Source organism: Bacillus cereus G9842, assembly GCF_000021305.1.
Classification (GTDB): Bacteria; Bacillota; Bacilli; order Bacillales; family Bacillaceae_G; genus Bacillus_A; species Bacillus_A thuringiensis_S.
On record NC_011772.1, the window covers coordinates 1929373 to 1954117 of the forward strand.

Genomic DNA, 24745 nt, shown 5'->3' on the forward strand with positions numbered 1-24745 from the left:
ATACAATATGCAAATGAGCTATTGTTTGATATGGACATATATCATGCAATGACATATTTTCTTGAATGATAATGTAATAAAAAAGGGAAGATATAGAAATAACAGTAAGTGGAGAAAGGAATTTATCCATGAAGCACTTTTTCGCTATAATTCTTTGTTTAATAGGTGTATTCATTTGGATGAACATCGATGTGGAAATGGGGAAGGAAATGGCTAGTGAATATGAATTAGGACAAGTTCGATTAGGTGAATTTCAACTATATACGAACGGTGAAGAGTTATATAGAAAATTATTTGACGATATAAACGATGCAGAAAAGTATATATATATCCATTTTTATATTGTAGGAAAAGATGAAATAAGCCAAGAGTTTTTACAGTTATTAGAGAAAAAAGCATCTAGCGGAGTAGAAGTGAAATTGTCAGTCGATCGGATAGGCGGATATAAGTTGAAGAAAAAGGTAATTAGCCGATTAAAGGAAAACGGTGTGAAGTTTACATTTAGTAAAAAACTGAAACTGAAAAATGTGTTCTATTCTTTGCATCAACGGAATCATAGACGCATTGTTACCATAGATGGAAAGATATCATACGTCGGTGGCTTTAATATCGGAAAGGAGTACCTTGGACAAGATCCGAAGTTTGGGCCATGGCGTGATTATCACGTGCGCATCCATGGTGATGGTGCAGCGGATATGGAAAGAAAGTTCGCCGAAGATTGGAAAGAAGATACAGGAGAAAAAATGCCTATACATGAAAGTATACCTACATTAGGGAATGTGAAATATCAATATTTATTTTCAAATGGAAAAGGCTTATGGGAAAAGTATGGGACACTTTTAAAAAAGGCTAAAAAGTCTTTAATTATCGCTACACCATATTTTGTACCAAGTAAAGAAATGGTGAAAGAGTTAAAAGCTGCATTAAATCGTGGTGTTAATGTAAAAATTCTCGTGCCATTTAAAAGTGATGCCATATTGTTAAAACAAGCTGCCTATCCATATTTGAAAGATATGTTACATGCTGGAGCGGAGATTTATCAATATCGAAATGGATTCTTTCATGGGAAAGTAACAATCATTGATGGAGAAATTGTTGATATTGGGACAGCGAATTTTGATAATAGAAGTTTTTATTTAAATTGCGAGTCTAACTGTATCATATATGATAAAACAGTTGTTGATGAAGTATGGAGTCGATTACAGGTAGACTTTCATAAATCAAAACGATTTTCTGAAGAAGATTTTGAGAAAATTAGTGGATGGGATTGGTTTTTAGCAAGAATAGCGAATGTTTTAGCATCATATTTATAGCATATGGACAAAAGAGAAGGGAGGCGCTTTAATGGACTGTATGAAAGAATTAATGAGATATAGTTATATGCTAATATACAAGGTTGGAGAGTATGCTGGAAAGGTCAGAGACGAAGAATTAAAAAATCTATTACAGCACCATTTACCATATATGTTACAAGCATATAATGAACAAGTAAATTTTCAAGAAGGAGAGAATGTGCAGCATATAACCTGTGAAACAACGGAGTTTGATTTGCATGAAATGGAAAAGGAGACAGTTAGTAAATATACAGGGGATATTCATATTGCAACCTGTTATATTGCGCACTTGAAACGATTAGCTTTAAAGTTTGCTCAAGTTGCAGTGGAAGTTGCTAATCCGGAGTTTCGCTCATTTTTGGAAAATTGTTTCTTGAAAATGAACCGTTACGCTTATAGTGTGTGGCAATATGTTATGAAGAAGGAATATAAGATTACACATCTATATGAAAATGAAAAGTTTGCATGAGAAACTAAGGCGGAATGGTATGCGCCTTAGTTTTTTTACGTCCATTGAGAGGGGAAAACTAGTTTTATTGTGTATCAATTGGAAATGAAATATATAAATTTAAATTAGGTTTTGTTATCAGAAAATTTACAAAAATTTACCGTATATTTACTGTTTTTCAATCTCTTCTTTAAAAATAGAGAGTAATATGAGGTTGTACATATTCTATCACAAGGGGGAAACGCAAATGAATAAATGGGTTAAATCATTAACTGCTATGGCACTTGCAAGTTCTTTATTAATGGTAGGTTGTAGTAAAGGTGAGGACAAGAAGAAAGAAGACGAAACAACAACACAACAAGAGGACAAAAAGGATAAAGAAACAAGCGGAACTGAGAAGTCTACGGATTCTAAAGAAAAGAAATAATGTAATAATAGAGCTTCCTCTTTTATATGAGGAAGCTTTTTTGTTGTAAATTGATTGAGATTATTGAAAAATAGAAAGAGAATGAAAGAGGGGGAAAACAAATGAAAGTATGTATATTGGGAGCAACAGGACGAGTAGGTTCAAATATAATTAATTTAGCATTAAAGGATTCAGCTGAAGTGACTGCATTAGCGCGTGATTTAAATAGAATAGAAATACAACATGAAAGGTTACGAGTTATAGAAGGTAATGTATTGAACGAAGAGGATATAAAGAAAGCGATAGAAGGAAGTGATATAGTAATTAGTGCACTTGGAACGGATCAAAATAGAACATTAGCGAAGAGTATGCCACAAATTATAAAGCAAATGGAAGAAGCAGGGGTTCATAAAATTATTACAGTAGGAACAGCCGGTATTTTACAAGCAAGAACAAATCCAAATTTATATCGTTTCCAATCAACGGAATCCAAAAGGAAAACGACAACAGCAGCAGAAGATCATTTGGCTGCATATAAGGTACTAAGTAATAGTAATAATTTATGTTGGACAGTTGTTTGTCCGACACATTTAATAGATGGTGAGGCGACAGAGGTATATCGAACTGAAAAAGATATATTGCCAGAAGGTGGATCAAAAATTACAGTGGGTGATACGGCACACTTTGCATGGGATCTATGTAAGAAAAACATATATGAAAATAGCCGAGTAGGTATTGCATATTAAAAAACCATCCCGAAGTCGGGATGGTTAAAAGATGATATAACATACGAAGATGATAATCATAATGATTTGGAGAATTGCTTTCGCTACTGTACTGCTTAAAAAACCAACTACAGTAGCGACTCCAACTAGAAAGGCATCTTTTGGCGCTTTTTTATGCACTAGTTCTGTTATAAATACTGATAAGAACGGTATGATAATAAGTCCGAATGGTGGGAAGAAAAACGATCCAACAATGATAGAAATCATTCCGACACGTTCGCCCCATTTAGAACTACCGTATTTTTTTAAGAAATATCCATTTGCAATAAAATCAGCAACGAAAATGAAAAGAGTGAAAATGACTTGAATAATCCAAAAAGAAGTTGTTAATTCTCCTCCATTTATACCGAAATGGTAAATCAAATATCCAGCCCAGACAGCTAGTATGCCAGGGATAATGGGATAAATAAAGGCGAGAAATGAAACAATGAAACAGGCAATGATACAAATTGTTAATAAAACAGTCACTTTATAGCTCCTTTTTAATATCTAGTTTATGTACAGCAACTTTTTTGACTTGATGTCCATCAAGTTCTAATACTTTAAATTGAAAACCAGCATATTCAATGGAATAGCCAGCTTCAATATTTAAGTCAACTGCTTGAGAGAGAATCCACCCTCCGATTGTATCTAAATCACTATCATCAATATGTAGGCCAAACATATCATTTACTTCAGAAATAAGTACCTTTCCATCTACAACAGTAAGCTTAGGTGTACGTTTTTCAATCATAGGTGGTTCATCCGCATCGAATTCATCTTGAATTTCTCCAATGATTTCTTCAAGAATATCTTCCATCGTTAAAAGTCCGGCAGTGCCACCATATTCATCCATAACGATTGCCATCTGAACGCGATTTTTTTGAAGGTGGACTAACGTTTTACGAATTGGAACTGTTTCAAATACAGTTAGAACAGGATGTATATAAGATTCAAGTGGTTTATAAATACCTTTCGTTTGATCATGGAATACTTCTTTCGTATTGATCATCCCAATGATATCATCTTTATCTTTTTCAATGATTGGATAGCGTGTATATTTCTCAGTAGCGACGATATCCATATTTTCTTCTAACGTATTTTCAGTAGATAAGCAAATCATTTCGGTACGAGGAACCATAATTTCTTTCGCAACTCGATCATCAAATTCAAAAATGTTATTTACATATTTATATTCGGTTTGGTTTATTTCACCGCTTTTAAAACTTTCACCTAAAATGAGTCGCAATTCCTCTTCAGAATGAGCAAGTTCATTTTCTTTCGCAGGTTCTAATCCGAGTAGTTTTGTGAAAAATATAGCTGCACTATTTAGTAGCCAAATGAATGGATACATAATTTTATCAAATAAAATAAGTGGTCTTGCAAATTTGAGTGTGATTGCTTCTGCTTTTTGAATTGCGAAAGACTTTGGAACTAACTCACCTAATACAACGTGGAAAAATGTAATAACACTAAAAGCAATAACAAAAGATAAAGTGTTAGCCATTGTTCCAGTAATATTAATTTTTTCAAAGAGCGGTCGTAGCATATGCTCCACAGTCGGTTCACCAAGCCAACCAAGCCCTAAAGAAGTGATCGTAATGCCGAGTTGACAAGCTGATAAATAAACATCTAAATTAGATAGGACACTTCTTGCAGCTAAAGCTTGTTTATTACCTTCATTTGCAAGTTGGTCAATTCGACTTTTACGTACTTTTACAACAGCGAATTCTGATGCGACGAAAAAGCCAGAAATAAGAATAAGTACAAATATGAGAAAAATATTTAATATGTCCAAGTGTGTTCTCTATTCCAAGGTTTGGAATAAAGATGTCACCTCCTGCAATTATGTTATACTTTTATAATAAATCCAAATGAAAAGAATAGTCAAAGGAAAAGGGTAAATATTGGTATGTTTCTGTAATAGTTTTTGAATTTGCTGTTATTTTGTCCGCTATACAAAAGGAATAACCCCTTACTTTTAGATTATAGAGGGTAATTTCAAATTAAGGTTTTGGAACACTTCTTGTTAAAGTATATGACTGTTGCTTGGAGTAGTTTGTGGTCCATAGTGTTTGAAGAAAAGAAAGTATGCTATATGGGATATAGAGTAGTAATAAGCCTATTGTAACAATTATGGGTGAATTTCCGCCAAATTGAACGATAAATTGTAACAGTCCACTTGTATGAAAAACGCATTCCATAAAAACGAATGAAAGAATAATGGAACCTAAAATTGATTTATGATTCGAAGTAAGCGCCAAAAACAATGTATCCACAAGAAAAGAATCATGTTTTATTTCATATTCATTTGTGTTTTTCAAGAAAGGAATCCATTTTTTTATTGCTTGCATAACGATAATCATGGAAGTACTACATACGATGATAAAAGATGAGTAGTAAGGAAGGTTTATAAATTGTCCGACGTATAGAAGTAGTAATAAGACTGAACATTGTAATACTACAGTGCAAAAAGAGTAAGGTATCCAATTCAATACAGTAGTAAACTTTTTAAACGAGTTAGGTACTTTGAAAAATAAATGGCCGATACCCAAACTTATGAAAAATCCGATCGCAAGGGTAAAAGTAAAACGAACAATCGATATAAAATATATTTCCCATATGTAAGGGAATAATGGTGTTGAATGATTAGAAGTATGTATCATTTGATTTGCTGAGAAAAAGATAGATTCATGCATCCAATCAACCTTTGGAATTGATATAGAAGAAAGCTGTGCGAAGTTTTGAAAAATGCTAATAAATCCATTTTGATAAGAGTAATTGTGTGTAATAAAAAGAGCTGGAATTGGACTTATGGCAAAAATAACAATAACACCAATTATTAATTTGTATATATGTGAGCGTAATAAGGACATATAACCACCTACTCTTGGAATATTCAGAAAATTCTTATTCTTATTTTAGCCGTTTTTGGAGCAAGTTACAATATATTTTTCTTTAAGTATCGGTAGATGGATAGTTTTAAATTCTTTTTAGAAATCTATTTTATGTATGAAATATAAAGCAGAAATGGGTATGTAACAGTACGAATACAAAAAGCGTGAACAGTTTTGCATTTTCACACTTTTTGTATGGAATGAAGAGAAATGTAGGGAAGTGTCGAAAGGATTAAATAGATTTTTTTAATTTGAAAGTGATACCATGTAATTAAACGGTGTTTAAATCTTTGTTTAACTAATAAATTCTAGAGGGGGGATATAAATTGGAGGGAAATGAAAACGTATCAACGAAAGAAAAGATTTTAAATACAACATTGGAATTAATTAAAACAGAAGGTTTTGAAAGGGTAACGATAAGAAAAATTGCAGCATTGTCAGATGTAAATATCGCGCTTGTAAATTACCATTTTGGTTCAAAAGAAAAGTTGATTAGTGAGACGATTAGAGTCTTATTAATTAGCTTTCAAGGCACTTTTTCTATTTTAGATAATATTACAGTGCCAGCAAAAGAAAGATTAAAAATATTTTTATTGGATTATGTACTAGTAATTCGGCAATATCCGAAGTTAGTTAGGAAGATTATTGCAATGGGAACTACGGCATTTACATCTCAATACGAATATGGGGATTTTTTGAAGAGGCTAGGTTTTAGTAAAGTGAAGAATATTTTGAGCGAAATAACGAATGAAACGGATCAGGAAATTTTAATGATGATGACAGTACAAATATTTGGATCTATTTTTCTTCCCACATTAATGATGCCAATTCTCGAATCAGGGGCAGATATAAAAGTACCATCTGTAGAAAAACAGATTGATTTCCTAATTGAACGCTATTTTTATAAAAATTGAGATAGTGGGTGATAGAGATGGCTAGTTTCTTTAGAAAGCATTGGTGTGATATAGGATTAGTGGTCGCTATTGTTGTCGTAGTTTGTTTAGTCGCGAATTTGGGAGAAATGAGTGAAATGAAAGTACTGTTATGGTTAAGTTTTGTGGCCATTTTAGTGCATCAATTTGAAGAGTATCGTTGGCCAGGTTATTTTGCTGGTCTATTTAATGTAGTTATATTTAAAAGTGATATACCAGATCGCTATCCATTAAATACGCAATCTGCTATGGTAATAAATATTTTGATTACGTATGTTTTTTATTTACTCCCGGTTTTCTTTCAAAATATAATATGGCTTGGGTTGGCACCTATTTTAATGGGATTTTTTCAATTCATATGGCATGGTATTTTTGCGAATATAAAAGCTAAAACAATATATAATCCGGGATTAGGTGCGGTTGTATTACTACATGTTCCAATTGGTTATGTATATATGAGATATATTCTTTTACACAATCTGGCTACAAATTTGGATTGGTTATTTGGGGTGATCTACTTTCTAATAGCTACCTATTTTTTAATTATAAAAGGAAATATATTAATGAAAAGTAAGGAGACAAATCATTACTTTTCTAAAAAGCAACTAGGTCCGTACAAATGATACATTGAAGTGATTCAGAATTCAGAGGAAGGGTTTTAGATGCTGAAGAAAGTGCAAGTGAAGGATTCATGAATAAATTATGACAAGAAAATGGAAAATTTTCAGAAAAATAAAATAAATTATTTATTTTTTTCTGAAAATATAATATAGTTATGGCACAGAAAGTATTTTAACATAAGGAGGCTTTTTATGAGGATTAAAGGGAATTACGTGCCGAAAAGGGAAGTTTTACTGTGCTCAAGTTCGATTACGATAGGGGAAGCGTTAGAGCATTTAAATAAAACGGGGTATCGTTGTGTACCAGTTTTAGATGAAAAAAAAGAGAAATTTTTAGGGAATATATATAAAGTAGATATTTTAGAATATAAAGGATCGCTTGATGAGAGTGTAATACAATTATTAAACGATAAAGAAGGATTTGTGAGAGAAGATTCATCTTTCTTTAAAGTATTTTTTACAATAAAAAAATTGCCATATTTATCAGTAGTTGACGAAAAAGGGATTTTCCTTGGAATTTTAACGCATAAAAAAGTTTTTGAGTTATTAGAGGATGCATGGGGCGTTCACTCTAGTAAATACTCTGTCATGATTGGAACGCAAGACTATAATGGAGCAATTCAAAAGTTATCGACAGTTTTAAAGAAATACACTGGTATTCAAAGTTTGATGACTTTTGATAATGATGCCTTATTAGTTCGTAGAATTATGTTTACATTAGGAGAAGAGTTTAACGACGGTGAATTAGAGACATTATTGAAAGATTTAGAAGATCACGGATTTAGAGTTGTGTATGTGGAAGAGATGAAAAATCCACGTGAAGTTGAAACGATAGAGTAACATACAAAAGCCATCTAATTATCTTGGATGGCTTTTGTTATGTTACGTGTGTAAAGTTATTTGAAAATAACGATAGGATAATAGGAGAGATTGTAACAATATTTGTGTAAGAGAATAAAAATTGTAGATAATTTCGATTTTCAAAAAAATCAATTTGAAAATATGTTTTTATTTTGCAACTAAATATGTTACTATATGTGTGATAAAAACAAAGAGGTCTGACAACTATACTCCACGTAATAACACTCTAATGATTTAAAAATTCAAAAAAATCAAAATTCGAAAATAACAATTGTATTAATGATTAGAGTAAAAATAAGGGGAATGGAGAAATTATGGAGAAAGACACTGCTTTGTAAGGGGCATATTTTATCATCTTGAGCAGAGAGGAGGATGCATAGCATATTGTAAAATATAGAGATAAACAATGGAAAAGTGCTATGCAAATGAAGAGCATGAAGGGACGTTTAAGGCCAGGTGATACGGTAGCAATTGGTTTAATGCTATTTGCATTATTTTTAGGAGCAGGAAATTTAATTTTTCCGCCAGTTTTAGGTCAACAAGCAGGAGAGAATGTTTGGATTGCTACAATAGGATTCCTTGTAACGGGAGTCGGATTACCCCTACTAGCTGTAACAGCTGTCGCGTTTGTAGAGGGGGACTTGAAAGCGCTGTCTTCTAGAGTCCACCCTATATTTGCGTTTATTTTCCCATTGATTAGTTATTTAGCAATTGGACCATTTTTCGCAATCCCGCGTACTGGAGCTGTTTCGTTTGAAATGGGTATGAAGCCGTTTTTATCAGAGGCAATGGTTTCAGAGTGGTACATGCTATTTCTTTTCACGATAGTTTTCTTCGGAATAACGTGGTATTTATCATTAAATCCATCTAAATTAGTGGATTGGTTCGGAAAGTTTCTTACGCCACTATTGGTATTAATTGTCGCTGTTATTGTCGGAAAGGCAATTATTGATCCAATTGGAGAGCCGGCTGCGCCGTTAGCTGCTTACAAAGAAAATGCTTTCTTTGGTGGATTTATTCAAGGATATTTAACGATGGATGCAATTAGTGCTCTCGTATTTGGAATTGTCGTTGTACAAGTTATTCGCTCTAAAGGGATAAAAGAGAGTAGTCAAATTGCAAAAATAACAGTCGTATCAGGTATTATTGCTGTACTTGGTTTAACGTTAATTTATTTATCACTTGCTTATCTTGGTTCAACAAGTACATCACTTGGTGTCTCAGAAAACGGTGGTCTTATTTTAACGAATGTTGTAAATGAGCTATATGGGACGAGTGGTAAAATTTTATTGGGGCTTGTTATTATACTCGCTTGTTTAACAACTTCTGTTGGGTTAACATCTGCGTGTGCGGGTTTCTTTACAAACTTATTCCCAAAACTTTCACATAAAACGATTGTAACAATGGTATGTGTATTTAGTTTAATTGTATCTAACCTAGGTTTAACACAATTAATCGCCGTAACATTACCTGTGTTAATGATCATTTATCCAGTTGCAATTGTATTAATCGTACTTTCGTATTTCCATAAGTGGATTGGGAAGCGTAATACAATTTATATTGGAGCTATTTTAGGTGCATTGTTAATTAGTTTCTTTAACGGTTTAGAAAGTGCGAACATTAAAATTGACGTGATTTCTAATGTACTACAAATGTTACCGTTATATAACGAAGGAATCGGATGGTTAATTCCATCATGTATTGGCGGGATTCTCGGTTTCTTCCTCTATAAATCAAATGAATCAAGTAAATTACAAAAGAAAGGTGCTTAGGCACCTTTCTTTTTTTGAAGGGGATTTTTATATTTTGTCTAAGTAATAATTGGGAGGAATGATAAAATGGCTAATTTTGAAGATTTTTTAAATTTGGATTTGCGAATTGGAACTGTAATACATGCAGAGGAATTTAAAGAAGCGAGAGTTCCAGCGATTAAACTAGAAATTGATTTTGGAGAAATTGGGATAAAGCAGTCAAGTGCTCAAATTACGAAAAGGTATAGCCCAGAAGGTTTAGTCGGTCAACAAATTGTTGCTGTTGTAAATTTCCCGCCAAAGCGTGTAGCTGGATTTAAATCGGAAGTGCTTGTGCTTGGCGGCGTTCCTGAAGCTGATGATGTTGTGTTGCTTCAGCCTAATATGGAATTGCCAAATGGAACAAAAATTAGCTAGGGTGAAGGCAGGGGCTAATATGGGTATCGGACGAGAATATTTACAATGTGCGATTTCGAACTTTAAAGCAACAAAGAAGCAAGGGGAACGGGCACTTTCTCAATTATCATACGAACAAATACAATGGTCTTCTCATGAAGAAACAAATAGTATAGCGATTATTATAAAGCATCTGCATGGTAATATGCGTTCTAGATGGACGGATTTTTTAACATCTGATGGTGAAAAAGTTGATCGTGACCGAGATGGTGAATTTGAAGGAGGCTATTCTTCAAAGAAGGAAGCCCTTGCAGCGTGGCAAGAAGGATGGGAATACGTTTTTAATACGATGAATACGATATTGCCGGAACATCTATTGAAGACGGTATACATTCGTGGTGAAGCTCATACGGTCCTGCAAGCAATTGAAAGGCAAATTTCTCATTATGCATTGCATATTGGACAGATTATTTACATCGGTAAAATGTTAAAAGAAAATGAGTGGCTATGTTTAAGCATTCCTAAAGGACAGTCAACTCGTTATGTAGAGAAAAAACGTTCAACATAATAATAAGAAAGAAACCGATAAAAAATGGGGAAAAAGAAAGTCAGCCAAATAATAGATGGTTCTGTAATCATAAGAATACTGCCAAAAATAAGTCCATATACAATAAGAAAGAAATTGAAAAGTGTATTCACAGGGAGAAACCGTGAGATGAACACTTGCTGTCGTTTAAAACAATCACTGTGAAATAAATAAAAGCGGAAGCACCATGTGGCTGTAATAAGATCTTTCTTTCTTACAATTCTTTTTTTGCATGTATGACAGATAAATGGTGGTTGCATTTCATTACGCTCCATTTTTTATTTTCATAATAATGTGAGACAAAAGTAGGTACAAAGTGTAAGTTCCTATATACGCTCCTGCAATAAGGAAAAATGGATTCAGTAAAATTCCATGAATGCTTGTCATGAAAACTAAATCTTGTATTAAAACATCGTATATATTAATGGAAATAATTGTACCGAGTACATACAGTGCCAAGTACGCAGAAATATGTAGCACAATAGAGACTTTTGGATGCTTAGCGGACAAATAAAAAATGAATGATAGAGCGATTGGTAATATTCCTATTAATAGCTTCAATTCATTTCACCTCATTAACAATATAGCCGAAATTTTAACGGTCTATTCTCTAGGGCTTGTACATAACTTGAAATAGAGAGGTGATAGTATGAATCGGGGCTTTTTTTTTATGAAGTTTACAAGCATGCGTAAGTTAGTTTTATTTGTTATTACTACAGTGCTAGCGACTTTTTTTCTTATTAGTATGATGGTAACCTCTATGAAAGAGACGAAGTCAACGTATTTATATAATTGGTTAAATGAGTTATCGATGAATGGTTACATGTATGTACTTGGAAAAGAGAATCATTATTTTACACAGGAGTATCGAAATTTGAATCAAGATTTTTCAATTTCTTCTTTTCTCTTTTCTATGGCTACAAATATTCGCTTTAATGATGTACGCAGTTTTGTCGGGAAAGAGCTCCCTGGGTTTGGTAAGTACGATACAGAAATTGTTATTGCGGGTGAGGGTACAAATTATTCTAACTTACCGATAGAGTCGAGTGTCCCTCTTGAAGAAGTAGTGAAGGAACGGACTAGTGGAACTGGACAAGCACCTAAACAAGATACGAGTAAAGAGAAAAAACAGCCGTCCCAAACGACCGGGAAAAGACAAGTTGCGTTTATTTATCATACACATAGCTGGGAATCCTATTTACCTTTACTTAACTTAACGAATGACCCGAATCCGAATAAAGCAACGAGTTCTGTATCGAATATTTCTATATTAGGAGACCGTTTCCGTGAACAACTAGAAGGTGAAGGAATTGGCGCCACTAACGATAAGAGTGATGTTGGTCAAAAGTTAATAAGTAAAGGTTTAAACAGTAATAGTTCGTATAAGATGTCACGAGAAATTGTGCAGCAAGCTATGGCTGGAAATAAAGATCTTCAATACTTTTTTGATTTGCATCGTGATAGTGCCCGAAAGAATGTAACGACAAAAACAATTGGAGATAAATCATATGCAAAGCTTGCATTTGTAGTAGGGAAAGGAAATAAAAACTATGAAAAAAACTTACAATTAGCGACAGCTTTACATGAGGCGATTAATAAGAAATATCCAGGAGTGAGTCGTGGGGTCATTCAAAAAGGGTTCCAGACAGGAAATGGAATCTATAATCAAGACCTATCAGGACAAGCGATATTAATAGAAGTTGGCGGTGTAGATAATACAGAGGAAGAATTGAATCGATCAATTGATGCACTTGCTAAAGCATTTGGTGAATATTTTTGGCAGGCAGAAAAAGTGAATGGATAAAGTGAAATTTAAATTGGTGAGAGACCTCACCTGATGAAGATGAGTTCACAGTATTTTTGAAAAAACGTAAGTGTAATGCTTGCGTTTTTTCTTTGTAATGATGAGACGTCACAGAATAGACATAATTTGTCGTTGTTATAGTAATATCGAAATTTGTCAATTTATAGTAGGAGATTTACAAAGGGATTTTCGGGAAAGTAGAGAAAATCTTTTTATAAGGAAAACTTTTTATTATGAAACTGGTAGGGTGATTGAAGTGATTAGGGAAATCGAAATAGAAGATGCAGCATCATTTTTGCAATTAAGTAAGCAATTAGATGAAGAAACGAAGTTTATGTTATATGAACCAGGAGAAAGAAAAACTACAGCTGAGCAACAAGAAAAAATGATCCATCGCTTTATAGAAAATGAATATGCAACAATATTTGTAGCAGTTGAAGATGAGAGGATAGTAGGTTTTATATTAGTGAATGGAAATAACATTCAAAGAAAGAGGCATGTAGCAACCATTGTAATTGGTATTTTGCAAGAGTATAACGGGCGAGGTATTGGGACGAGATTGTTTAAAGAGGTTGAGAAGTGGGCAAAATTACATGATGTATGGCGTTTAGAATTAACAGTAATGGCCCACAATACAAGAGCTCAGGCACTATATAAAAAAGCTGGATTTGAGAAAGAAGGTGTCAAAAAAGCTGCTCTTATTATCGATGGAAAGGGCATCGATGAGTATGAAATGGCCAAATTATTAAAATAAGAGGTCGTTATATGAAAAAAAGATGGGCACTACTTGGTATCATAGCTGCAATAATTATTGTTGGAGTAGCAGGAATCAATTATAAAATGTATAAGGATAAGCAGGCGCGGGAAGTAAGTGTAAATAGCATATTTCCGAAAGCAAAAGAAACGATTGCTAATATGGATGGGGATATTGCGGTAATTAATAATCCGAATTCAATGCTTGTACTTGTGAATAAAAGTAGGCGTTTACCAGATGGGTATAGACCGCCAGATTTAGTTATTCCGAAAGTGCGCTACTCTAGTGAAGGTGATCAAGAAAAGAAAAAGATGAGAAAAGAGGCAGCGAGGGCGCTTGAGGATATGTTTCAGCAGGCTGACAACGAGCGTATTTTCCTGTTTGCAGTTTCTGGATTTAGATCTTTTGATCGACAAAAAGCATTAAATACGATGTATAAAAAACAAGATGGAGAAGCAAAAACAGCAATGTCTAGCGCGGTTCCTGGTACAAGTGAGCATCAAACTGGACTAGCTATGGATATTACGTCTCAATCTGCTAAATTTCAGTTAGAGACGGTTTTTGGGGAAACGAAAGAAGGTCAGTGGCTTTCTGAAAATGCCCATAAATTTGGTTTTGTGATTCGATACACAAAAGCGAAAGAGACGATTACGGGCTATCGGTATGAACCATGGCACGTAAGGTATGTGGGAAATCCACAAGCTACATATTTGTATGATAATCAACTGACGCTTGAAGAAGTAACAGAGTGAACAATTGAGGGGAGAGGCGTACAATGACGATGTTATATAAGAAAAAAGTACATGCATATATTACAAGAGAAAAAGAGGGGGTTATGCAATTACTTGTTTTTAAACATCGTGATATACATGAAGCTGGTATTCAAGTGCCAGGGGGAACGGTTGATGAAGGTGAAACGTTAGAAGCGGCTATATTGCGTGAAGTACAGGAAGAATCCGGATTGCGTCATTTATGCATAGAGCGTTTTTTAGCAGATTACATTATACATATGAAAGAAAAACAGGAATATGAAAAACGCCACTTTTTCCATGTAACTTTACTAACAGATGTAAAGGATACTTGGGAACATATTGTAAGTGCTGGTGAGGAAGATAAAGGATTAGTATTTTGCTACGAATGGATTAATATTGCAAAATGCCCTGAATTAGCTGGGAAACAAGGTGAGTTTTTACATTTGTTAGATGAAGTATACGCACAGTAATGTAAGAGTCTGAAGCGAAGGTTAATCCGTTTCAGACTTTTTTTATTTTTCGGGAAATTAAAGGTGTTTAAATAAGGAAATTGAATTTCTTTAAAGGGATATTAATTTAGGATGTGTTGAGGTGAAAAAATGAAAAAGTAAGGGGTATACGCTAAAAAAGTTCATATAAGGGAGAATATAAATGGAAATTCAGTTTAATCCAATCTTAAAAACGGAACTAACAATTCAAGATATTCAAAATGAAATGGAATCTGGAAAGTTAACTTCAAAAGAGCTAGTGATGTATTATCTCTATAGAATCGCAAAGTATGATCAAGACGGACCGAAAATCAATTCAATTTTAGAAATCAATCCAGATGCTATTTTTATTGCAGAAGCGTTAGATCATGAAAGAAAGACAAAGGGTGTAAGGGGTCCGCTACATGGTATACCTGTTTTGGTTAAGGATAATATTGAAACGAATGACTCCATGCATACAAGTGCAGGTACGATTGCTCTAGAACAAAATATAAGTAGTGAAGATGCATTTCTCGTTACTAAACTGCGAGAAGCAGGGGCCGTGATAATAGGAAAAACGAATATGACAGAATTAGCAAATGCAATGTCTTTTAAAATGTGGGCTGGATATAGTGCAAGAGGTGGTCAAACAATTAATCCATACGGAACGCGTAAGGATGGTATGTTTGTTGGGGGCTCAAGTACAGGCTCTGCGATAGCAGTTGCCGCTAACTTTACAGTAGTATCTATTGGGACAGAAACCGATGCTTCTATTTTGAGCCCCGCTGTTCAAAACTCTGTAGTTGGCATTAAACCGACTGTCGGTCTAATTAGTCGTAGAGGAATTATTCCATTCACTTATTCGCAAGATACAGCTGGACCATTTGCTAGAACAGTAACAGATGCCGCTATTTTACTAGGGAGCTTAACTGGAGTGGATGAGAAAGATGTAGCAACTCGTAAAAGTGAAGGTAGGGCATATCAGGATTATACATCTTACCTTGATGCTAATGGTTTAAATGGAGCGAAAATTGGTGTGTTTAACGACGCACCAAAAGATTATTACGAAAATGGTGAGTATGATGAAAAATTGTTTAAAGAAACGATCCAAGTATTACGTAATGAGGGAGCGGCAGTAGTAGAGAATATTGATATTCATTCTTTTCATAGAGAATGGAGTTGGGGAGTTCCGCTTTATGAACTGAAGCATAGTTTAGATAACTATCTTTCTAAATTACGTTCTATTATTCCGGTACATTCTATTTCGGAGTTAATGGAGTTTAATAAAAACATGGCAGAAAGAGCTTTAAAATATGGACAAACTAAGTTAGAGGGAAGAAAAGATTTTCCTAATACGTTACGAAATCCAGAATATTTAAATGCGAGATTAGAAGATATATATTTTTCTCAAGAACAAGGCATTGATTTTGCATTGGAAAAATATAATCTTGATGCGATACTGTTTCCTTCCTATATAGGTTCTACTATATGTGCGAAAGCGGGTTATCCGTCTATAGCAATACCAGCAGGGTATATGGAAAGCGGGAGACCTTTTGGAATTACGATTGCAAGTACTGCCTTTAGTGAAGGGATATTAATTAAGCTAGCTTACGCTTTTGAACAGGCGACAAAACATAGAAAAATCCCGAACTTGTCATGAACAGAATAAACAAAAAGGACAGGGAATTCCTGTCCTTTTTGCTGTGTTGACTACAGTGATAGATTATTCTACTCTGGTTTATAATATTTTAATAAACTGAAAGATAAACAAGCGGAACATAAAATAAGAATAGAAGCGATTATATAAATTGTACGGACACCGAACATATCAGTAATAATGCCAACGCTAAGCATAGAAAGACCAGAAGTTGTTGAAAGAAGGGCGCCATGTACCGTATACATTTTTTATAATAAAGAAGGGGCGACACTTGATTGTAAAACTGTCGTTTGAGAAATATCTCTAATTTGATAACATGGTCCCATTAGAACACATAGAAAAAGCGCAATAAATCCGCTGCTCGTCATACCATATAAAAATGTAAGAATGCTAAACATAAGAGAGCCAATCGACATGGATCGTATTAAATTGTTTTGAATATAGGAACTCATTTTCCATGCTAATAGACCACCGATTAACGTACCAACATAATAACTTGTATTAATATATCCCCACCATTCTTCGCTTTTATGAAGAATAGACGTAACATATGCCATTGTAATAGCACCAATCCATATTGTCCCTGCGAAAGTTTCAATTAAGTCCATATATGTAACGGTACGGAGAGAAGGATTTTGAAATAAGAGTTTCCAACCTTCCGATAAAGCAGTACTTTTTGAAGAGGGAGGGTCTGCTATTCGTTCAGTATGTATGGTATGTAATGAAAAGTGTAATGCAATGCATCCAAAAATCATCAACATGTTATTAATCATGAGTGTAGATGTAGCGCCAATGAGAAGAACGATAACACTCGTAAATGAATAAGCGGCGGCTTGCGCAATTTGTGTTGAAAAGGAAAAGATACTATTTACTTTTACTAATTTTTCTTTTGGTGTAAGGCGCGGAAGAATGCTGTATAGTAATGGAGCACTCCATCCACTACATAATGAAATGAAAAAAATAAAAGTTAATAGAGCTATAATATTTGTGGATAAGACCGGAAATAAAATCATTAATAATAGTAAAAAGACTGTTTTTAGCCATTGTAGCGTATATAACAACGTATAAGGTGGAAAACGATTTACTATAAGAGGTGCAGAGATGTTAGCAATTAGATTTGTGATAACTTGTAATAGTGGAAAAAGAGCAGTAATAGTAGCTGATTTAGTTGCTATATAAATATGAGTTGTAATAATCATTACATATACGATGTCAGCAAGAGTAATGCATATTTTGGAACCTAAGTAGTAAGTTAGTGACTGGTTTTTCAATAAGAATACCACCTCTAAAAAATAGTATTTAGTAATTAGAATAATTGTAGTTTAAAAATTAAAATTTTTAAAGAATTTCATTTTTTGTCACTTTTTGAAAGGAATTTTCATGTATAATGAAGAATATATTGATATAGTATTATATTAATAATCATTGTAACAGTGAGTATGTACAATAGCTTGTAGCAAACGCCCAAGTGTAAGAAAGGGCGGATAAACCATTCTTTTCTTCATATACATATAGAAAATGAGAAAGAAAGTGAGGGTTGCATATGGCTGCTTGGGTAATTTGGTTTATAATAGCTGGTATTTTATTTATCGCAGAAATGTTGTCGATTACATTTTACATGCTTTGGCTTGGAATTGGGGCTGTTGTCGGAGGTCTTATTGCTTTGTTTGCTCCTGATGCACTACTGTTACAAGTTACTGTTGGTGCAATTGTAAGTTTAACTTTGACATTCTTTACGAAAAGAATTTCAAAAAACTTTCGAGAAGCAAAAGGTTTTACTGATACAGTAGATATGCTTGTTGGTAAAAAAGGGATTGTTATGCAAGCGATTACAAATGAAGCGAATGGTATTGTAAAGGTGGATGGAGATACTTGGACAGCTATTGCAGATTCTTCAATTGATGCTGGAGAAAAAGTCGTTGTTATAAAGAGGCATAGTACTATATTACAAGTGAAAAAGGAGAGTGAATAAATATGGTAGCATTAACGTTAACGATTATATTCGCACTAATTGTAGTTACATTTATCGCATTAACAATTAAAATTATTCCTCAGCAAAAAGTTGGGGTTGTTGAAAGATTTGGTAAGTTTCAACGTATCATGCACCCTGGGTTAAATATTTTAATACCAATTGTAGATCGTGTCCGTGTATATCATGACTTACGTATTCAACAAACGAATGTACCACCGCAAAAGGTAATTACGAAAGATAATGTTCAAGTAGAAATTGATACAATTATTTTCTATCAAATTGTTGAACCAGAACTTGCGACATATGGTATTTCAAACTATGAATATGGTGTTCGTAATATTACTTCAGCAACGATGCGTCAAATCATCGGTAAAATGGAACTAGATGAAACGTTATCTGGTCGTGAAAAAATTTCAACAGAAATCCGCTTAGCGCTTGATGAAGCAACAGAAAAATGGGGCGTACGTATTGAACGTGTCGAAGTTGTTGATATTAACCCGCCAAAAGATGTGCAAGCATCAATGGAAAAACAAATGAAGGCTGAGCGTAATAAACGTGCGATTATTTTAGAAGCTGAAGCAGCAAAACAAGATAAAGTTCTTCGCGCTGAAGGGGAAAAGCAAAGTAAAATCTTGATGGCTGAAGGGGATAAAGAAGCGCGTATTCGCGAAGCTGAAGGTTTAAAAGAAGCGAAAGAATTAGAAGCGCAAGGGGAAGCAAGAGCAATTGAAGAAATCGCAAAAGCAGAACAAAACCGTATTGAATTGCTTCGTGAAGCGAATATAGATGAACGTATACTTGCTTATAAATCATTTGAATCATTAGAAGAAGTTGCAAAAGGACCAGCAAATAAAGTCTTTATTCCGTCTAATGCAATTGAAACACTTGGTACTCTTGGGGCAATTGGAGAAATATTTAAAGAAAAACAAGCGAAGAAACTACCTTCAAATGATACAGGAAAAGAACAATAAAAGTGAGGAAGAGAAATGGGATACCATTTCTCTTTTTTTGTGCGTATATTCCGAAAAGCTTGTACATATCCATGTATAAAGAAGGTGATGCAGTGAAAAAGTATGCAACTCGAATACATGGGAAGAAACTAATTTCGTTACTCCTTTTATATGCGCTAATAGTAATTATGATAGCGTCGATTCTGACGTCACTTTTACATACAATGAAATCGAATTATGCAAATCAATGGTTTGGAAAAGTATCGATGCAAGGTTTTGTTCAAATGATAGAAAGTGAGAATCGCTATTATGGATTTGATTATTTTAAGCAGAATAAACGAGAGTCAGTTGGGAATTTAATGTTCTCTATTGCGACAGATTTGAAGATTAAAGATTTAAGAACATTTGTCGGTAAAGAAGTACCTGGTATGTCAAAGTATTATTCTAACATTATCGTAGCTGGGGAAGGGACAAACTTGACGAATATCCCAAATGAATCTAGTGTACCGATTGAAGAAGTAACGAAAGAGCGGAAAGTAGCAAAAGATAAAGTTACAGAAGCGGAAAAGAATAATCCGGTTCAGAAAAAGAACGGAGCGAAAAAAGGTGAGAGTGCAGTATATATTTATCATACACATAGCTGGGAATCCTTCTTTCCATTATTACCAGGGGCAACTGATCCATCTAGCCCAGATGTAAATGTGTCCTTACTAGGAAAACGTATGAAGGAACAACTTGAGGGGCAAGGAATTCCAGTAATTCACGATAAAACGAATATGGGTGATTTATTAGCGAGTAAAAAGTGGGTATGGTATCAGTCATATAAAGCGTCTCATGAATATGTAAAAGAAGCATTAGCACAAAATAATAAAATTGCGTTTCCGATTGATATACATCGTGATGACCAGCGTAAGAAAGTAACAACAAAAGTAATTAACGGGAAATCGTATGCAAGATTATATTTTATAATTGGGATGGAAAATGAAAGGCGTGCTGAAAATGAAAAAATTGCAAGAGCAATCAATAGTTATTTAGATGAAAACTACTACGGATTAAGTAGAGGGATTTTTCCAAAGTATAAAAAAGATGGAAATGGCGTTTATAACCAAGATTTATCGAAAAATGCGATGTTAATTGAAGTTGGTGGTGTTGATAATACGTTAGATGAATTATATAACACAATTGATGTGTTAACAGAAGCGTTTAGTAAATATTATTGGAATGATGCGGAAAAAGTGAATGGATGAGGGACGGGAGACCGTTCCTTTTTTATTTTGAAATCTTAAAATGTGATATAATGGAATTTTATGAATGTTAAATAAAGGGAGAGAGAAACATGCAAATACTACTAATACGCCACGGAGAATCAGAAGCTGATATTTTACATGTGCATGAAGGACGAGCTGATTTTGAGTTAACTGAAAAAGGGAGACAACAAGTACAAAAACTTGTACAGAAAGTGAAAAAAGATTTTGCACCAGATTTCATTTGGGCAAGCACATTAAAACGTGCTCGTGAAACGGGTGAAACATTAGCAGAAGTAATTGGTTGTCCAATTCAATTAGAAGAGGAATTAATGGAGTTTAATAATGGAATACAAGCTGGCTTATCATTTGAAGAAGCAAAGAAATATCCAGAACCAAAGTTTCTTCATGACCGTTTTGAAAACGGAGAGTCATTTATTGAGTTTCGAATGAGAATAGAAGGGATTTTTTCTAAAATTGTGACAGAGAATACATATGATCGAATTGCGATTGTTGCCCATGGAGGCGTAATTAATAGTCTATTACGTGCATTTTTCAATATGCCAATTTCAATGGACTACTATTTCAAAATGGGAGATACGGGAATAAGTTTAATTGAAATTGAGGGTGAACAAAAAACGGTGCATTTCATTAATGATACGAATCATTTGGACGGGATGTAAAGACTTATGTACAAAGTTGCATTTTTTGATGTTGACGGTACGCTTTTAAGCGAGATTGATAGAAGTATGCACGAAAGTACAAAAGAAGCGGTACAAAGATTAATAGATAAGGGGATTCACGTAGTTGTTACAACAGGGAGACCATATAGTTTATGCTCACAATTTAAGGGGTTAGGCATAAATACGTATATTTCTGCAAATGGTGCACATATAAAATGTGGGGAAGAAGTTATACATAAATCAGTACTTTCAAGCGAAATCGTTCATGATATTTCAAATTTTGCTGAATTACATGGTCACAGTGTTTCTTACTTTACAGAAGAATTTGCAATGAATGATATTGCCTCCAAAGATGAACGTGTCATACGAGCGTTAAATGAAACTTTAAATTTAGAGCGGTATCCTGACAAAGTTAAAAACTTGTCAGATGAGATGTATTGCATATGTCTGTATGCCGATGAAGCAGAAGCTCAAAAATTCATTGAAAGATATCCAGCACTTACGTTTGACCGTTTTCATGGTTACGTTATAAATGTATTGGAAGATAGTAAAGTATCGAAGCTAACTGCAATTCAAAAAGTATTGGAACATTTAAATATTAGTAAATCAGAAGCCATTGCTTTTGGTGATGGTGGAAATGATATTGAGATGTTGCAGTATGTAGGATTAGGAGTTGCGATGGGAAATGGTGGAGAGGAGTTGAAGAGAAGGGCTGATTTCGTTACAACGAAGGCGAGTGAAGGCGGAATTTCTTATGCCTTAAAGAAGTTACGCATTATTTAAAACTGATAGCTAGTCAGTGTGAAAAATCCTGTTTTAATAATAGGATTTTTTTGTTCAACAATGTGCTTGCAATAAAAGGAAAAATATGAGTATAATGAGAAAGTAATTAGGTAAGCTAATTATTAACGAGAAAGGAGAGTGAAGATGAATGGATTCAAGAAAAGATTCTCTTCCTTTAGGGATTGAGCCGTACGCAGAGTTAATCAAAAAGACAGCATCAGCGGAAACGGATCCAATCGCAGCAAAACTTGGTTTGTTAATGTTATGGACGTCTGATAATGTTCTTGATGCTGTTGACGTAGATTTAGCTCCACTTGGTATTTCAGAGAGTAAATTAGATTTTTTACTATTGTTTATTTTGCGTGAAATGGAAGCGAATGGGGAAGAAGTGAACATGAGTCCTTCGGATATTGCGAGTCGATTAGGGATTACACGTGCTTCTGTCACTGGCTTATTAGATTGGATGGAGAAACGAGAGTTAATCGTAAGATTCCACCATTCTAAAGATCGAAGAAGATTAAAGGTGAAAATTACTCCGAAAGGAAAAGAACTAGTTACACATTCTTTACCAACTTTTTGGTTATCTTGCGCTTCGTTAGTTGATGGCTTTAATCAAGAAGAGCGTCAAGTTTTAGAAAAGCTATTAAATAAAATGCAAGCAACTATGCAGGTGAAATTAGGAGAAGGTAGGTAAATAAGTTGATTATGAAGATCAACTTATTTATTTGGACATATAATTAGCTTGCCTTATTATATGTTTAACTAACTTTTTGCACGGTGATAATTTTTGCTATGTAATTAAAATAAATAAGAGTTAAAGGAATGCTATTTTAGTGATCTAGAGGTTTTAAACTAATAAAAATAAATGGTAATAAGGGAGAGAGTTTATGATGGAAATAGGAAAGGAAGTAAATAGTGAAAAGAATTATACAATAATGACAGCTGTATTATGTTGGTCGGGTATGGTAGTTATGTCTAGCCTATATGTAACAATACCTTTAATCTCTCTATTTTCAAACATTTTTAATACGTCATTAACACACTCGGCAGCTACAGGAAGTATATTTTCTGTTGGCTTTGCTATAGGGTGTTTGTTATTTGGGGCAATCTCTGATAAATATGGACGAAAAAAAGTGATTTTTATTGGATTGCTTGCACTGTCGATAGTTTCTTTTTGCTTAGGGTTTGTAGATAGTTTCTTTTGGCTTGTTATTTATAGAGGTATACAGGGGATAGCCGCAGCTACATTTTCTCCAGTAGCGTTAGCCTACGTTGTAGAAATGTTCCCAGTAGAAAAAAGGGTTACAACAATAGGGTTTGTTAGTACCGGTTTTTTAGTAGCTGGAATTGTAGGGCAGGTAATAAGTACTGCTGTTAGTCAGCATTTTGGATGGCATATGGTTTTCTTTCTTCTTAGCATTGTCTATATAAGTACTGCTATATGGGTTTATTATTCTCTTCCGAAAGGAGAGACGTCTCAATCCTATACTGATATTTTGGGACCAATTAAACAGATGGGTAAAGTTTTTACAAATAAAAGCTTAGTATTAAGCTATATAATTGCATTCGTTTTATTAATGGCTTTTGTTAATATGTATACTGTTTTAGGGAATTATTTGAGCTCTCCTACTTACAATTTAACTGCGGAACAAATCCTTTATTTTCGCTTAGCAGGGCTGTTTGGTATGTTGCTGTCACCACTTGCAGGTCGTTTAACAAAGAGGTTTGAAATAAGGAAAGTTCTTCAAGGAGGATTGTTGATTGCTATTTTTAGTCTAAGTTCAATGGGCTTTGTTTCGTATCTATTTCTACTTGTAATGATGAGTGTCTGTTTTGTAATAGGTATTGCTATATCCGTTCCGTCTTTAGTTTCTCTTGTAGGTCAATTAGGAGGGAAAGCAAGGGGAATAGCGGTATCTATTTATACTTTTATTTTATTTTTAGGTACTAGTATAGGGCCTATCATTTCTATTTATCTTATGAAAATAGGAGGTTATGCTCAAACATTTATTTTATTAGGAATGATACTTTTTATTGGTTTTGTAGCTTCTCTATTTATAATTAATGAATGAGTGGAAAATCACTCAAATAAAGGAATGCGAGGATCTTTCATATGCTCGCATAATAAAATATGAATTTGTCCACGATGATGATAAAAGTGTGCAACGATTTCAAGTAACCATTCAAAGCGCGAATAAGAAATCCCCCAATAGGCAGTCATAACTTCTGCTAATTCTATTTGGGAGTAGGAAAGAAATGTTTTAGAGAGAAGGTTGTATCCTTCAATCATCGTTTGTTGCATGTGAGCAACTGTTACGGGCGTATGTTCTATATAAAAGGTATGTAATTCTTTTTCTGAAATACCATTTAAAATGAGTAAATCAGCATGACAAATAAGAGAAAGATGTGCATACATTTCAAATAATGATCGTTTTGAGTGAATCGGTTGTATTTTTAAATCGTTTTCACTATATTGGTTAAGCATATCAATAGAAGTATCAATAGCAACTTTTAGTTGATGTAATGCAGATTGAACAAACATTGTAATTCTCCTCGTCTCCGTATATAATAGTTTCTTGAGGATATTATATCATACTCAAAATTCCGAAAATTCTAGTAGTTTGACTAGCATAATGAAAAGTATTATATTGTAAAAGGTCATATGAAACGTGAAATAGAATGGA

Annotated in this window: 28 protein-coding genes and 1 pseudogene; 22 read left to right on the plus strand and 7 right to left on the minus strand. The window is 33.9% G+C overall.

Going from position 1 to position 24745, the window contains the following annotated elements:
- Nucleotides 1–128 precede the first annotated feature (128 nt).
- From cls to BCG9842_RS09755, 4 genes are all read left to right on the plus strand, one after another.
- On the plus strand, nt 129–1313 hold the full coding sequence (gene cls / locus BCG9842_RS09740) for a cardiolipin synthase (protein ID WP_000680093.1): 1185 nt from the start codon (nt 129–131) through the stop codon (nt 1311–1313).
- Nucleotides 1314–1344: 31 nt separating this feature from the next.
- Nucleotides 1345–1803, plus strand: coding sequence for a spore coat protein (locus BCG9842_RS09745; protein WP_000340541.1), 459 nt, complete (start codon nt 1345–1347; stop codon nt 1801–1803).
- A 226-nt stretch (nt 1804–2029) separates the two neighbouring features.
- Nucleotides 2030–2209, plus strand: a complete 180-nt coding sequence (locus BCG9842_RS09750; RefSeq protein ID WP_001045962.1) for a hypothetical protein — start codon at nt 2030–2032, stop codon at nt 2207–2209.
- A gap of 101 nt (nt 2210–2310) precedes the next feature.
- Nucleotides 2311–2934: an NAD(P)-dependent oxidoreductase gene (locus tag BCG9842_RS09755; RefSeq protein WP_000861641.1), complete on the plus strand. Its 624-nt coding sequence runs from the start codon at nt 2311–2313 to the stop codon at nt 2932–2934.
- A 24-nt stretch (nt 2935–2958) separates the two neighbouring features.
- Here the strand turns inward: BCG9842_RS09755 and BCG9842_RS09760 are convergent, their stop codons facing one another.
- From BCG9842_RS09760 to BCG9842_RS09770, 3 genes are all read right to left on the minus strand, one after another.
- Nucleotides 2959–3441 (minus strand): DUF456 domain-containing protein, encoded by a 483-nt coding sequence (locus BCG9842_RS09760; protein ID WP_000217335.1) that lies wholly within the window; start codon nt 3439–3441, stop codon nt 2959–2961.
- Nucleotide 3442: 1 nt separating this feature from the next.
- Nucleotides 3443–4750, minus strand: a complete 1308-nt coding sequence (locus tag BCG9842_RS09765) for a hemolysin family protein (protein ID WP_000353743.1) — start codon at nt 4748–4750, stop codon at nt 3443–3445.
- A gap of 208 nt (nt 4751–4958) precedes the next feature.
- The gene (locus BCG9842_RS09770; RefSeq protein WP_000055308.1) at nt 4959–5828 is read right to left on the minus strand and encodes a hypothetical protein; all 870 of its coding nucleotides are present in this window, start codon (nt 5826–5828) and stop codon (nt 4959–4961) included.
- Nucleotides 5829–6175: 347 nt separating this feature from the next.
- Here BCG9842_RS09770 and BCG9842_RS09775 point away from each other — a divergent pair, with 347 nt between their 5' ends.
- From BCG9842_RS09775 to BCG9842_RS09800, 6 genes are all read left to right on the plus strand, one after another.
- On the plus strand, nt 6176–6763 hold the full coding sequence (locus BCG9842_RS09775) for a TetR/AcrR family transcriptional regulator (RefSeq protein WP_000398854.1): 588 nt from the start codon (nt 6176–6178) through the stop codon (nt 6761–6763).
- Between the two features lie 17 nt (nt 6764–6780).
- Entirely contained in the window at nt 6781–7404 is a 624-nt protein-coding gene (locus tag BCG9842_RS09780) for an HXXEE domain-containing protein (RefSeq protein WP_000135769.1), read from the plus strand.
- Between the two features lie 189 nt (nt 7405–7593).
- Nucleotides 7594–8241, plus strand: coding sequence for a cyclic di-AMP binding protein CbpA (gene cbpA, locus BCG9842_RS09785; RefSeq protein WP_001220522.1), 648 nt, complete (start codon nt 7594–7596; stop codon nt 8239–8241).
- A 455-nt stretch (nt 8242–8696) separates the two neighbouring features.
- Nucleotides 8697–10034 carry a branched-chain amino acid transport system II carrier protein BrnQ4 gene (gene brnQ4, locus BCG9842_RS09790; RefSeq protein ID WP_395939124.1) on the plus strand — a complete coding sequence of 446 codons (1338 nt, stop codon included), beginning with the start codon at nt 8697–8699 and terminating at the stop codon, nt 10032–10034.
- Nucleotides 10035–10100: 66 nt separating this feature from the next.
- Entirely contained in the window at nt 10101–10430 is a 330-nt protein-coding gene (gene csaA, locus BCG9842_RS09795; RefSeq protein ID WP_001263021.1) for a chaperone CsaA, read from the plus strand.
- On the plus strand, nt 10411–10977 hold the full coding sequence (locus BCG9842_RS09800) for a DUF1572 domain-containing protein (RefSeq protein ID WP_000435822.1): 567 nt from the start codon (nt 10411–10413) through the stop codon (nt 10975–10977). The genes csaA and BCG9842_RS09800 overlap by 20 nt, the downstream gene beginning before the upstream one ends.
- Here BCG9842_RS09800 and BCG9842_RS29590 read toward each other — a convergent pair.
- Nucleotides 10950–11255, minus strand: coding sequence for a hypothetical protein (locus BCG9842_RS29590; RefSeq protein ID WP_043333388.1), 306 nt, complete (start codon nt 11253–11255; stop codon nt 10950–10952). The two genes, BCG9842_RS09800 and BCG9842_RS29590, sit on opposite strands and share 28 nt — an antisense overlap.
- A gap of 4 nt (nt 11256–11259) precedes the next feature.
- Nucleotides 11260–11556 (minus strand): hypothetical protein, encoded by a 297-nt coding sequence (locus tag BCG9842_RS09805; protein ID WP_000770731.1) that lies wholly within the window; start codon nt 11554–11556, stop codon nt 11260–11262.
- A gap of 88 nt (nt 11557–11644) precedes the next feature.
- On the opposite strand from BCG9842_RS09805, the gene spoIIP (BCG9842_RS09810) reads away from it, so the two are divergent.
- From spoIIP (BCG9842_RS09810) to BCG9842_RS09830, 5 genes are all read left to right on the plus strand, one after another.
- Nucleotides 11645–12799, plus strand: a complete 1155-nt coding sequence (gene spoIIP, locus BCG9842_RS09810; protein WP_001079284.1) for a stage II sporulation protein P — start codon at nt 11645–11647, stop codon at nt 12797–12799.
- Between the two features lie 256 nt (nt 12800–13055).
- The gene (locus BCG9842_RS09815; protein ID WP_000617571.1) at nt 13056–13553 is read left to right on the plus strand and encodes a GNAT family N-acetyltransferase; all 498 of its coding nucleotides are present in this window, start codon (nt 13056–13058) and stop codon (nt 13551–13553) included.
- A gap of 11 nt (nt 13554–13564) precedes the next feature.
- A complete protein-coding gene (locus BCG9842_RS09820; RefSeq protein ID WP_000747643.1) occupies nt 13565–14305 on the plus strand; it encodes a M15 family metallopeptidase in 741 nt (246 codons plus the stop codon).
- Nucleotides 14306–14328: 23 nt separating this feature from the next.
- Nucleotides 14329–14775, plus strand: a complete 447-nt coding sequence (locus BCG9842_RS09825; RefSeq protein WP_000178282.1) for an NUDIX hydrolase — start codon at nt 14329–14331, stop codon at nt 14773–14775.
- A 181-nt stretch (nt 14776–14956) separates the two neighbouring features.
- Nucleotides 14957–16432, plus strand: a complete 1476-nt coding sequence (locus BCG9842_RS09830; protein ID WP_000405404.1) for an amidase family protein — start codon at nt 14957–14959, stop codon at nt 16430–16432.
- 68 nt (nt 16433–16500) lie between these two features.
- Here the strand turns inward: BCG9842_RS09830 and BCG9842_RS09835 are convergent.
- Nucleotides 16501–17700 (minus strand): annotated as a pseudogene (locus BCG9842_RS09835) (MFS transporter).
- Between the two features lie 272 nt (nt 17701–17972).
- On the opposite strand from BCG9842_RS09835, the gene BCG9842_RS09840 reads away from it, so the two are divergent.
- The 7 genes from BCG9842_RS09840 to BCG9842_RS09870 all read left to right on the plus strand — a co-directional run bounded on the left by BCG9842_RS09840 (nt 17973) and on the right by BCG9842_RS09870 (nt 24133).
- Nucleotides 17973–18401 (plus strand): NfeD family protein, encoded by a 429-nt coding sequence (locus tag BCG9842_RS09840; RefSeq protein ID WP_000741974.1) that lies wholly within the window; start codon nt 17973–17975, stop codon nt 18399–18401.
- A 2-nt stretch (nt 18402–18403) separates the two neighbouring features.
- Nucleotides 18404–19372 carry an SPFH domain-containing protein gene (locus tag BCG9842_RS09845; protein WP_000226256.1) on the plus strand — a complete coding sequence of 323 codons (969 nt, stop codon included), beginning with the start codon at nt 18404–18406 and terminating at the stop codon, nt 19370–19372.
- A gap of 20 nt (nt 19373–19392) precedes the next feature.
- Nucleotides 19393–20598: a stage II sporulation protein P gene (spoIIP, locus tag BCG9842_RS09850; RefSeq protein ID WP_374058747.1), complete on the plus strand. Its 1206-nt coding sequence runs from the start codon at nt 19393–19395 to the stop codon at nt 20596–20598.
- 89 nt (nt 20599–20687) lie between these two features.
- Nucleotides 20688–21278, plus strand: coding sequence for a histidine phosphatase family protein (locus BCG9842_RS09855; protein WP_001166447.1), 591 nt, complete (start codon nt 20688–20690; stop codon nt 21276–21278).
- A 6-nt stretch (nt 21279–21284) separates the two neighbouring features.
- On the plus strand, nt 21285–22061 hold the full coding sequence (locus tag BCG9842_RS09860; RefSeq protein ID WP_000278724.1) for a Cof-type HAD-IIB family hydrolase: 777 nt from the start codon (nt 21285–21287) through the stop codon (nt 22059–22061).
- A gap of 148 nt (nt 22062–22209) precedes the next feature.
- Nucleotides 22210–22755 carry a MarR family winged helix-turn-helix transcriptional regulator gene (locus tag BCG9842_RS09865; protein ID WP_000378334.1) on the plus strand — a complete coding sequence of 182 codons (546 nt, stop codon included), beginning with the start codon at nt 22210–22212 and terminating at the stop codon, nt 22753–22755.
- Nucleotides 22756–22951: 196 nt separating this feature from the next.
- Nucleotides 22952–24133, plus strand: a complete 1182-nt coding sequence (locus tag BCG9842_RS09870; RefSeq protein WP_041488153.1) for an MFS transporter — start codon at nt 22952–22954, stop codon at nt 24131–24133.
- An 8-nt stretch (nt 24134–24141) separates the two neighbouring features.
- On the opposite strand, the gene BCG9842_RS09875 is transcribed toward BCG9842_RS09870, so the two are convergent.
- Nucleotides 24142–24603, minus strand: coding sequence for a DinB family protein (locus tag BCG9842_RS09875; protein ID WP_000497993.1), 462 nt, complete (start codon nt 24601–24603; stop codon nt 24142–24144).
- Nucleotides 24604–24745 lie beyond the last annotated feature (142 nt).

Excerpts from the sequence above, each read along its gene's own strand:
- cls (WP_000680093.1), top strand. The coding sequence starts at position 129 with ATGAAGCACTTTTTCGCTATAATTCTTTGTTTAATAGGTGTATTCATT.
- BCG9842_RS09745 (WP_000340541.1), top strand. The coding sequence starts at position 1,345 with ATGGACTGTATGAAAGAATTAATGAGATATAGTTATATGCTAATATAC.
- BCG9842_RS09750 (WP_001045962.1), top strand. The coding sequence starts at position 2,030 with ATGAATAAATGGGTTAAATCATTAACTGCTATGGCACTTGCAAGTTCT.
- BCG9842_RS09755 (WP_000861641.1), top strand. The coding sequence starts at position 2,311 with ATGAAAGTATGTATATTGGGAGCAACAGGACGAGTAGGTTCAAATATA.
- BCG9842_RS09770 (WP_000055308.1), bottom strand. The coding sequence starts at position 5,828 with ATGTCCTTATTACGCTCACATATATACAAATTAATAATTGGTGTTATT.
- BCG9842_RS09780 (WP_000135769.1), top strand. The coding sequence starts at position 6,781 with ATGGCTAGTTTCTTTAGAAAGCATTGGTGTGATATAGGATTAGTGGTC.
- cbpA (WP_001220522.1), top strand. The coding sequence starts at position 7,594 with ATGAGGATTAAAGGGAATTACGTGCCGAAAAGGGAAGTTTTACTGTGC.
- brnQ4 (WP_395939124.1), top strand. The coding sequence starts at position 8,697 with ATGAAGGGACGTTTAAGGCCAGGTGATACGGTAGCAATTGGTTTAATG.
- csaA (WP_001263021.1), top strand. The coding sequence starts at position 10,101 with ATGGCTAATTTTGAAGATTTTTTAAATTTGGATTTGCGAATTGGAACT.
- BCG9842_RS09800 (WP_000435822.1), top strand. The coding sequence starts at position 10,411 with ATGGAACAAAAATTAGCTAGGGTGAAGGCAGGGGCTAATATGGGTATC.
- BCG9842_RS29590 (WP_043333388.1), bottom strand. The coding sequence starts at position 11,255 with ATGCAACCACCATTTATCTGTCATACATGCAAAAAAAGAATTGTAAGA.
- spoIIP (WP_001079284.1), top strand. The coding sequence starts at position 11,645 with ATGAATCGGGGCTTTTTTTTTATGAAGTTTACAAGCATGCGTAAGTTA.
- BCG9842_RS09820 (WP_000747643.1), top strand. The coding sequence starts at position 13,565 with ATGAAAAAAAGATGGGCACTACTTGGTATCATAGCTGCAATAATTATT.
- BCG9842_RS09825 (WP_000178282.1), top strand. The coding sequence starts at position 14,329 with ATGACGATGTTATATAAGAAAAAAGTACATGCATATATTACAAGAGAA.
- BCG9842_RS09830 (WP_000405404.1), top strand. The coding sequence starts at position 14,957 with ATGGAAATTCAGTTTAATCCAATCTTAAAAACGGAACTAACAATTCAA.
- BCG9842_RS09840 (WP_000741974.1), top strand. The coding sequence starts at position 17,973 with ATGGCTGCTTGGGTAATTTGGTTTATAATAGCTGGTATTTTATTTATC.
- BCG9842_RS09845 (WP_000226256.1), top strand. The coding sequence starts at position 18,404 with ATGGTAGCATTAACGTTAACGATTATATTCGCACTAATTGTAGTTACA.
- BCG9842_RS09855 (WP_001166447.1), top strand. The coding sequence starts at position 20,688 with ATGCAAATACTACTAATACGCCACGGAGAATCAGAAGCTGATATTTTA.
- BCG9842_RS09860 (WP_000278724.1), top strand. The coding sequence starts at position 21,285 with ATGTACAAAGTTGCATTTTTTGATGTTGACGGTACGCTTTTAAGCGAG.
- BCG9842_RS09865 (WP_000378334.1), top strand. The coding sequence starts at position 22,210 with ATGGATTCAAGAAAAGATTCTCTTCCTTTAGGGATTGAGCCGTACGCA.
- BCG9842_RS09870 (WP_041488153.1), top strand. The coding sequence starts at position 22,952 with ATGGAAATAGGAAAGGAAGTAAATAGTGAAAAGAATTATACAATAATG.
- BCG9842_RS09875 (WP_000497993.1), bottom strand. The coding sequence starts at position 24,603 with ATGTTTGTTCAATCTGCATTACATCAACTAAAAGTTGCTATTGATACT.